Genomic DNA, 8,497 nt, shown 5'->3' with positions numbered 1-8,497 from the left:
TGGCTCAAACGTGGGTGTTAAACGTTCAGCTTTTAGAATAGAAGCCTGAAAGCCAGTGATAACAGGGATGATAGAAAATATTAAGAAGCTCTCAAATGACCTTTAGAGGGCTGGACGATCGCCCTGAATGGGCAAATGCTCAGCGTTTTGCGCCGGAAACGTTGATTTTCACACACTCTATTGGCTGTACGGTTTCTCATTTAGCGAACCACCAGGAACTTTACGCGGCCTTGGTGACACGAGGGTATCAATATGATTTAGATGCGTTGCAAGTTCTGGCTAAACGAGAACTGCCCTGTCGCTACATTGGAATGATTGGTAGCCAGAAACGAGTTCGCCAGGTCTTGCAGTCTGCTGAAAAATTAGGTGTTCCCAAATCAAATTTACAAACAATTTATGCTCCCATTGGGCTGAGTCTTGGGGCACTCACTCCCGAAGAGATTGCTGTGAGTATTGGAGCAGAACTCATTATGGTGCGTCGCCAGGGTTCAGGCAATCTCTCTTCACATCATTAATTTTGCCTGTTGCTGGGAGGTATGAAATGGGATGTGAAACCGCAGTTCCACATCCCATTTCATACCTCCCAGCAACACCCAACTCTGGGCCGAGTCTCCATTTTTGCAGGCACCTCCACGCAAGCAACGAGTAGAACCCTGTCGATACAGACGTGAAGAATTTATAAGAAAACCAGGAAAAGCTCCCTTTTCTTAATGCGTATGTAAAAATCTTAAGAAAATCTAAAGAGAACGTGCCTGGCTCATTTGCAGGTTTCTAAGAAAGTGGGCGCAGCTCTCTCTCATGGTGGCTTCTTATTGTGCCGTCTGCTTAGCTTTCTCTTTTCTCGCAGATTGTCTATATGACCTGATAGGCCCAGATGTAGGACGTTCTTATGAATGCTAGCCATCCTGAAGATATTCGTGGTCATTACTTGAGGCAAAGTAAACTTTCTACAGGTTTAGATTCGGAGTTCAACGGGTCGTTCTTACAAAACATTTGGGACTCGGTCGCAGCCTCCATCTTCGTAGTGGATGTTTTGAAGAATGGTGACTTTCGTTATGCTGCCCTGAACCCCAGTTATGAACGCCTGGTCGGAATGCGCTCTCAAGATGTGCAAGGAAAATCGCCAGAACAGGTACTGCCTGCTTCAGAGGCGGCCGCGCAACGACAGCATTACAGGAATTGTGTGCGCTTTGGTCAAACAGTTTCCTATGAAGAACGCTTTTCCTTTAAGGGAATTCCCAGTTGGTGGATTACAACGTTAACTCCGGTACGAGGTGCAAATTCTAAGATTCATCGTCTGATTGGCACCAGTATTGAAATTACGGAACGAAAGCAGGCGGAGGAAACCCTACGGCTTCAGGCTGAACGTGAGCGGTTAGTGAGCGCGATCGCTCACCGAATTCGTGAATCTCTTGATCTCAACACAATTTTGAACCGGGCTGTCACTGAAGTTCGGCAGTTTCTTCAGACTGATCGTGTCCTGATCTATCGATTTGAGGATGACGGTAGCGGTGTGGTGATGGTGGAATCTGTCGGCACCCCGTGGCGCTCAGTTTTAGGAAATCAACTCAAAGATCCATGCTTTGCCGAGAAGCATTTTGAACGCTACCGCCAGGGCTATATTCAGGTTATCGAAGACATTTATGCTATGGGGTTGCATCCCTGCTACATTGAGCTGCTCGCTGCCTTTCAGGTTAGAGCAAATCTTGTAGTTCCAGTTGTTACAGAGCAGACCTTGTGGGGTTTATTAGTGGTTCAGCATTGCCAGGGAGAACGGCAATGGCAACAGATAGACATTGACTTGCTCAAGCAACTGGCTCTGCAAATTGGGATTGCTGTGCAACAGGCAGAACTGCATCATCAAGTTCAATGTCTCAATGTTCATCTAGAAAAGCAGGTGCAGCAACGTACCATTGCTCTACAACAGGCACTAACCTTTGAAACTATTGTTCGACAAATTACAGAGCGAATTCGAGACAGTTTAGATGAGCAGCAAATTCTTCAGACAGTAACCCAGGAACTGGGGCAGGTTCTGCAGTTAAATCGCTGCAAAATTGAGCTTTACGATCGCCACTACAGCACGGCAATAGTTGCCTACGAGTACACAACTCATCTGCCAGATTGCCAGGGGAAAAACAGGCGAATTGATGACTTTTTGGATATCTACCAACCGTTATTAGAAAAAAAGACCCTGCAATTTACCGAACGGGTGCCTGCTCTAAATCTTCCACTGGGGATAGTAACCCGCTTAGCCTGCCCTATTTTTGTGTACGGGTCAAACCCTGAGGAGATTGATCAGGAGGTGCTAGGTAACCTCTGGTTATTTAGACCCCGGGGGGAAGTTTTTTATGACATTGAGATTCAATTGGCGCAACAGATCGCGAATCAGTGTGCGATCGCCATTCGTCAGGTACGGCTTTATCAGTCATCGCAACTCCAGGTTACCGAGCTAGAAAAACTAAACCGCCTTAAGGATGAATTTTTAAAGACTCTCTCCCATGAGCTACGAACTCCAATTACCAGTATTAGTCTTGCAGCTCAAACGCTAGAAACAATTCTGGAACAGGCAGGTGTGTTCAATCGGGAGGATTCTACAGTCAAAAACCTCTTTGAGATGCTGCATCAGGGATGTCAGCGTGAAACAAAAATGATTGCGGATTTACTAACATTGTCCCATCTGGATGCAGAGACGGCACCACCCAGCATCGAGGTTGTTGATTTACACGGCTGGCTACCTACGGTTGCCCAGAAGTTTGAAAAACAAATTTCACAGCAGAATCAACAGTTATATATTATTCTTGATTCTGAGCTGCCGCCTTTATTAACGGACACCTCGGATGTCGAACGCATTGTTGTTGAACTGCTAACGAACGCCTGTAAATATACACCCAGAAATGAATTAATTAGTGTTACGGCTTACACCAATGAGGATACCGTTCAAATTAGTGTCAGCAATACCGGAATTGAAATTGAAACTACCGAAATAAACCAAATTTTCAATGCTTTTTACCGTATTCCAAATCATGACCCCTGGCAATATAGTGGGGCTGGGTTGGGGTTAGCATTGGTGAAAAAACTGGTAGAGCGCTTGGGAGCATCTGTAGAAGTAGAAAGTGCTTCAAACCAGACAACATTCACAGTAAAGTTTCCCTACAATGTAGCAACAGAAAAACTTGAAAATTCCACGCATTGCAGACGAGTGATTACGTTAGGATGCCACTCCACCTCACCCGCGCTGTAATATCACCTCAGTTCGGGATAGGCTGAAGTGCTCATTTTGGCATGCGCGAAGCGCACGCCAAAATGAGCGTTTTCAAGTGCCGCGCAACGCACGGCACTTGAAAACGTCCTTAACCCGAACTCAGGTTAATATCAATTCATGTCAATTTCGTATAGTCATAGAAAGAGTTGGTGTGGCGCTTAGCGCCACACCAACTCTTTCTATGACTATACAACTAGAGGTCATATCAATATTCAGATTGAATCAACTTTGTTCGCTTCGGTAGACAGATGGTAAATTGTGTTCCTTTTCCTTCCTGACTCTGGAACGTGATTTCACCATTGTGCAGATCTACACAAGCTTTGACAATTGCCAACCCCAAACCTGTCCCAGGAATCATGCCGACATTACTCCCCCGGTTAAACGCCTGAAGTACCTGATCGTGGTTCTCCATCGGAATGCCAATTCCTTGATCCTTCACTTCAATCCAGATATGGGTATCGTTACCCGTTAAATGCACCTCAACCTCACGACCATCAGGTGAGTATTTGATCGCATTTGATAACAGATTAACCAATATCAACCGTAGAAGTTTATGATCCCCAAAAAAACCTCTGGTATTGCCGGTAATTCTGAAGCTCAACGGGTAATGCTCACCATTTGTCTGTCGCTGATCGTCAATCACATCTGAAATGAATTGCAGCAGCTCAAAGGGTTGGGGGGCGAAGTTTACCTTGCCCGACTCAAAGGTTTCGAGCACGAGGAGGTCATCAACCAATTGGGTCATCTGTCTGGCTTTCGTCTCAATCATTTGGAGGAACTGCTGCTGCTTGGCTTCAGGCAGCTTACTGCGATGCAACTTAAGCGTTGAAGCAGCCGTTAGAATCACCGATAAGGGCGATCGATATTCATGGGAGACGGTCGCGACCAATTGGGATTTCAATGCACTGAGTTGCTTCTCTGCTTCTAAGGCTTGCAACACTTGAGCCAGTTGCTCAGATTGTTGCAAGGCGATCGCTAGTTGATTGGCCAGCTCCCCTAAAAAATCAGCCTCATCATTTTGCCATTGCCGTGCTGACGTCTGCGCCACCAACAAGCCCCAAACCGTCGATAAGGAGTCGGAAACATGGGCTGGCAGCAGGATAGGAGCGATTAAATAGGGCCCTTCGTGTTCTTCTAACCGCAAAACTGTTGCGACACCTATTTCTGGTGCAGCAGTGGTCTGGGTCGCCTTCCCATCAAGCAAATAGGCATCTGTCAAAAAAGAGGATAATGCTTCGATTGGATCGGGGGCCTGGTCGCTCCTTGGACGGGTTTCACACCGCTTGCTGAGTATTTGTGGACTCGTTCCATACGCTGACGTATTATCGGGGTTAGGGATAACCCGATAGATGACGACGCGATCGCACTCCAATACCTGCTGCACCTCTGTTACAGCCGTATGAAGAATTTCTTCTAGATCGAGCGATCGGTGGAGATGTAGTGCTACCTCTGCCGTTAGTTGACGCGGCTTTGATGTTTGACTGAATTGATTGCGTTGCCGGGATTGCTGAACCGCATTGCGAACCGTAACCTGTAGAACGTTGGGTTCTAAATCTTGTTTGATCAGATAATCTTGAGCGCCCCGTTTCATAGCCTGTACGGCTACCCGTTCATCGCCCTGCCCCGTCACCATAATGACAGGAAGAGGGACCCCTGCCTGCTGATAGAGTTCATCTAAAAACTCAAGCCCTGTCATATCGGGCAATGAAAAGTCGAGTAAGATCGCATCGCAGTGCTGCTTCTGGCACAGGGCCAATCCTACCTCTGCCGAACCCGCCTCAATGAACTGGTAAGACTGCTCAGGATCTCCAGAAAGGTATTCTCGGTAAACCTCTCGATCTTCCTGGCAATCGTCTGTAATTAAAAGCGTCCAAATATTTGACATAGCAGGATACAAAAGGGAGGACTTTTATCTCAAAACTGCCACGTACCTAGAGCTTGTAACGGAAATCTAAAGGGTACAAATACGTGTAGCCCTTGCTTAGTTCCCATCGGCTCCTTCTAGCGGAGGAACGTTGGCCTGTAGCCAGTAATTTACAAATGCCTGAACAGTGCGTTCCAGTTCGTCCGAGTCTACAGGTTTAATCAAGTATCCGTTGGCTCCATTCTGATAGCAGAATTCAATATCTTTGGGATTGGAGGACGTTGTAAACACAACGATCGGAATTTCCCGAAGGCTTTCATCCTGCTTTAATTGCTCCAGCACCTCGCGTCCATCGGTACCTGGCAAATTTAGGTCCAGAAGAATTACCGAGGGCCGTTGGGCATTGTGTTGTAACCCTCCCTCCCCATCTTGATAAACGAAATCTAAAACCTTGTCCCCATTTGTACAACGGTAAATCGGATTTTTAACCTGCATCTGCTGCATTAGCAGTTCAAGTACCTCAAAATCCTCGTCACTATCTTCCGCAATCAACAAAGGGCTAATAGACGAATTTACCATTTTGTATTGCTAAACACGGATCTAATGTCGATATATTACAACATACTTCTATGTTTCACAAAAACCGAACAATATGGCTGGAATTTCATTAGGGGGTGAAAGCTTTCAAAGTTTGAGGCATACTCGGACTTTGAAAGCTTTCACCCCGTAATGGGTTCATATCATTGGAAAAAGTGTTGTGCTACCTGGAGAGTACAGAGATGTCTTTTCCAATGGATGATTACTGCAAAGTGAAATAGAACGTTGAGCCTTCACCATAGCTGGATTCTACCCAGATTTGTCCACCATGCCGCTCAATAATTTTTTTGGCGATCGTCAAACCTGCGCCAGTGCCACCGCCATATAAATTTTGCTCGTGTAGCCGTTTGAACAAGCGAAAAATGCTGTTGAAATGGCGTTCTCGAATCCCAATACCGTTATCGCGAACGTAGAACGTCGTGGAGTAATCAACTGGATAGCTTTGTGAGTGCATTGATGGTGCTTCTGTTGTCTGTCTAGATGTCCACTCATCTTTCCCATCTATATAACCGATTTCTATCCATGGCTCTGGCTTGTCGTTATATTTGATGGCATTACTAATCAGATTAGTCATGACCTCCTGAATGAGGACAGGATCACAGCTCGCTTTGGGGAGGGGACGTGGGATACGAATTGCTGCTCGAAGCTCAGGACGGCTAACGGGAAAATCTTCAAGCACTTGATGTAAGGATTGGTTGAGATCAACGGAATGAAGATGGAGTTCAGTTTGTCCAAGACGTGAGAATCTTAGCAGAGCATCGATTAGAGATTCCATTCGACGAGTTAGACGAACCAGGGTTTGTAGCCGAGATCTCCCGGTCTCATCCAATACATCAGAGTATCCCTTCAATAGCAGGTTAGAAAAGTTATGAATACCACGCAACGGTTCTTTGAGATCATGAGAAGCCGCATAGGCAAAAGAATCTAGCTCCTGAATAGTGCGCTCTAACTCCTGATTCATTCGAGTTAATTCATCCGCCTGCTTAAGCACAATCCCGACGATCGCACTCCTTAAATCTAAAGCATTCTCCAATTCAGAACTTTTCCAGGGCAAGGAGGTTGATTGCACAATCTGCTGCCACTGCTGAAAGGATTTACGAGGGCCAAGGGTCATGCTGCCATCGGTGGTCACATGGAGCGAGGAATGAGGATCGCCTGCCCAAGTGACTGTTTTCAACACTTCTGGGCGAAACCAAAGGATTGTGTAGCGGCGAACTTTAGAGATCTGCAACAGAAGCAACCCACTGGCACTATCTTTGAAGGCCTCTGCTTCAGGGTAAAGCTTGGGTAACGAATCTGTATAGAACAGTGGGGATTGCAGGGTGGGTAGCGCTTCTGCCCATTCTATAAGAATGCGAACTTCTTCTAAAGAAGGGGTTGTGCCAACTAGCGTAATTTCATTATCCAGGCAAATGGCAGCACCCTGGGCACCTACCAGATCTAACAGGCGAGGAGCTGGATGAACGAGGGCTTGTCTTAAGTCATCGACCTGGGAGATGGATTGAACAAACTCTGATTGCAGCGATCGCAGCTTTGTTAAATAACTGAGTTCTTCTGTGTTGACTTTGTTCGCTAATTCCGATGCAACTAACTGAGCCAATAATTCACAGCTTTCCCGAGCCTCATAGGAAATGGTTTTAGGTGTTTGGTGATGGCAGGAAATAAGCCCCCAAAGGGTTTCCCCTTGAGTGAGTGCGATGACAAAAAGAGCTGCTACCTCCATGTTGTGGTGATATTCCACACAGCAAGTATCCACGCTTCGTAAGAGAGATAAACTGAGGTCAATTGGCTGTTCTGTTGTTGGGTTTTTATTCGGAATTAGCTCAACCGATTGGGCCTTTAAGTGGGGGATATAGCGTACCATTCCCCGTCGGTATAATTCTCGAACAGGTTCTGGAATATCGGTTGCAGGGTAGTGGAGCCCTAGATAGGGGGAGAGATGGCCATGTTTGGCTTCTGCTACGACCTCCCCAGCCCCCTGAGCATCGAATTGGTAAACCATAACCCGATCAAACCCAGTGATATGTCGAACTTCTATGGCTGCAAGTTGCAGAAACTCCGTTAGATCGGGGATTTGTCGTAGTCGAGCGATCGCCCCTCTAACGTACGTGTATGGATGGAGAGAACGCGTTTCTGCTTGAACGCTTGCAGGTTCTAATTCTAAAATGATGCTGGTGTCAGAGCTCCGGTGCAGCATGCCATTGAAGACTTGCTGATGCCATGAAATGCACAGATTTAAATGGTTGAAGCCATTAAAATTGATGTGCTTCAGGCGTTTTATAGATTGTTGAATCAGGGCGATCGCTGCTTCATCCAATAACCTTGTTAGTGGCTGACCCAATAAATCTTGGGGTAAAACGCCGAAATATTCCTGTATGTTAGCGCTAACTTGCAGTACAACGAGCTCAGAATCGCTCAATACCAGTAAAACACCATGGGGCTGAATCGATCTTGCAAAGGGATCAGGTTCGACAGCTTCTCTGAGATGATGGCTGGATGTGTTGTTGGATTCTAACCCACTCATGGCGAGACGATGGAGAGCCCAGTCACGGGTCTAAACATCTAAACAAAAGCCAGAGGATGGTCATGAGAATTGCTCCATCAGGAACACTCCATGCCTGCCCTGGTGTTTGCTAGCAGATTTACTTACAGCTAGCAGCATATCAGGTCGCCTAGAAATGTATCGGTATTATTACGACTAATTAAAGTACCTCAAATAAATCTAAAGAAAATACTAAGGAGATTTCCAGCAATGAAATTATCCCCCAGGATGT

Annotated in this window: 5 protein-coding genes; 2 read left to right on the top strand and 3 right to left on the bottom strand. The window is 46.2% G+C overall.

The features are described 5' to 3' along the window. Nucleotides 1-95: 95 nt before the first annotated feature. Nucleotides 96-515, top strand: a complete 420-nt coding sequence (locus NDI52_RS26615) for an XdhC family protein (protein ID WP_190771187.1) — start codon at nucleotides 96-98, stop codon at nucleotides 513-515. Between the two features lie 374 nt (nucleotides 516-889). After that, nucleotides 890-3,241, top strand: a complete 2,352-nt coding sequence (locus NDI52_RS26610) for a GAF domain-containing protein (RefSeq protein ID WP_190771186.1) — start codon at nucleotides 890-892, stop codon at nucleotides 3,239-3,241. A gap of 226 nt (nucleotides 3,242-3,467) precedes the next feature. On the opposite strand, the gene NDI52_RS26605 is transcribed toward NDI52_RS26610, so the two are convergent. From NDI52_RS26605 to NDI52_RS26595, 3 genes are all read right to left on the bottom strand, one after another. Beyond that, the gene (locus NDI52_RS26605) at nucleotides 3,468-5,147 is read right to left on the bottom strand and encodes a hybrid sensor histidine kinase/response regulator (protein ID WP_190771185.1); all 1,680 of its coding nucleotides are present in this window, start codon (nucleotides 5,145-5,147) and stop codon (nucleotides 3,468-3,470) included. A 96-nt stretch (nucleotides 5,148-5,243) separates the two neighbouring features. Then, nucleotides 5,244-5,705: a response regulator gene (locus NDI52_RS26600; RefSeq protein ID WP_190771184.1), complete on the bottom strand. Its 462-nt coding sequence runs from the start codon at nucleotides 5,703-5,705 to the stop codon at nucleotides 5,244-5,246. Nucleotides 5,706-5,925: 220 nt separating this feature from the next. After that, a complete protein-coding gene (locus NDI52_RS26595; protein WP_190771183.1) occupies nucleotides 5,926-8,247 on the bottom strand; it encodes an ATP-binding protein in 2,322 nt (773 codons plus the stop codon). Between the last annotated feature and the right edge of the window lie 250 nt (nucleotides 8,248-8,497).

Source organism: Leptolyngbya sp. PL-A3 (genome assembly GCF_039962325.1).
Taxonomy (GTDB): Bacteria; Cyanobacteriota; Cyanobacteriia; order Elainellales; family Elainellaceae; genus Vacuolonema.
This window is presented reverse-complemented; position numbering and strand designations above follow the sequence as displayed.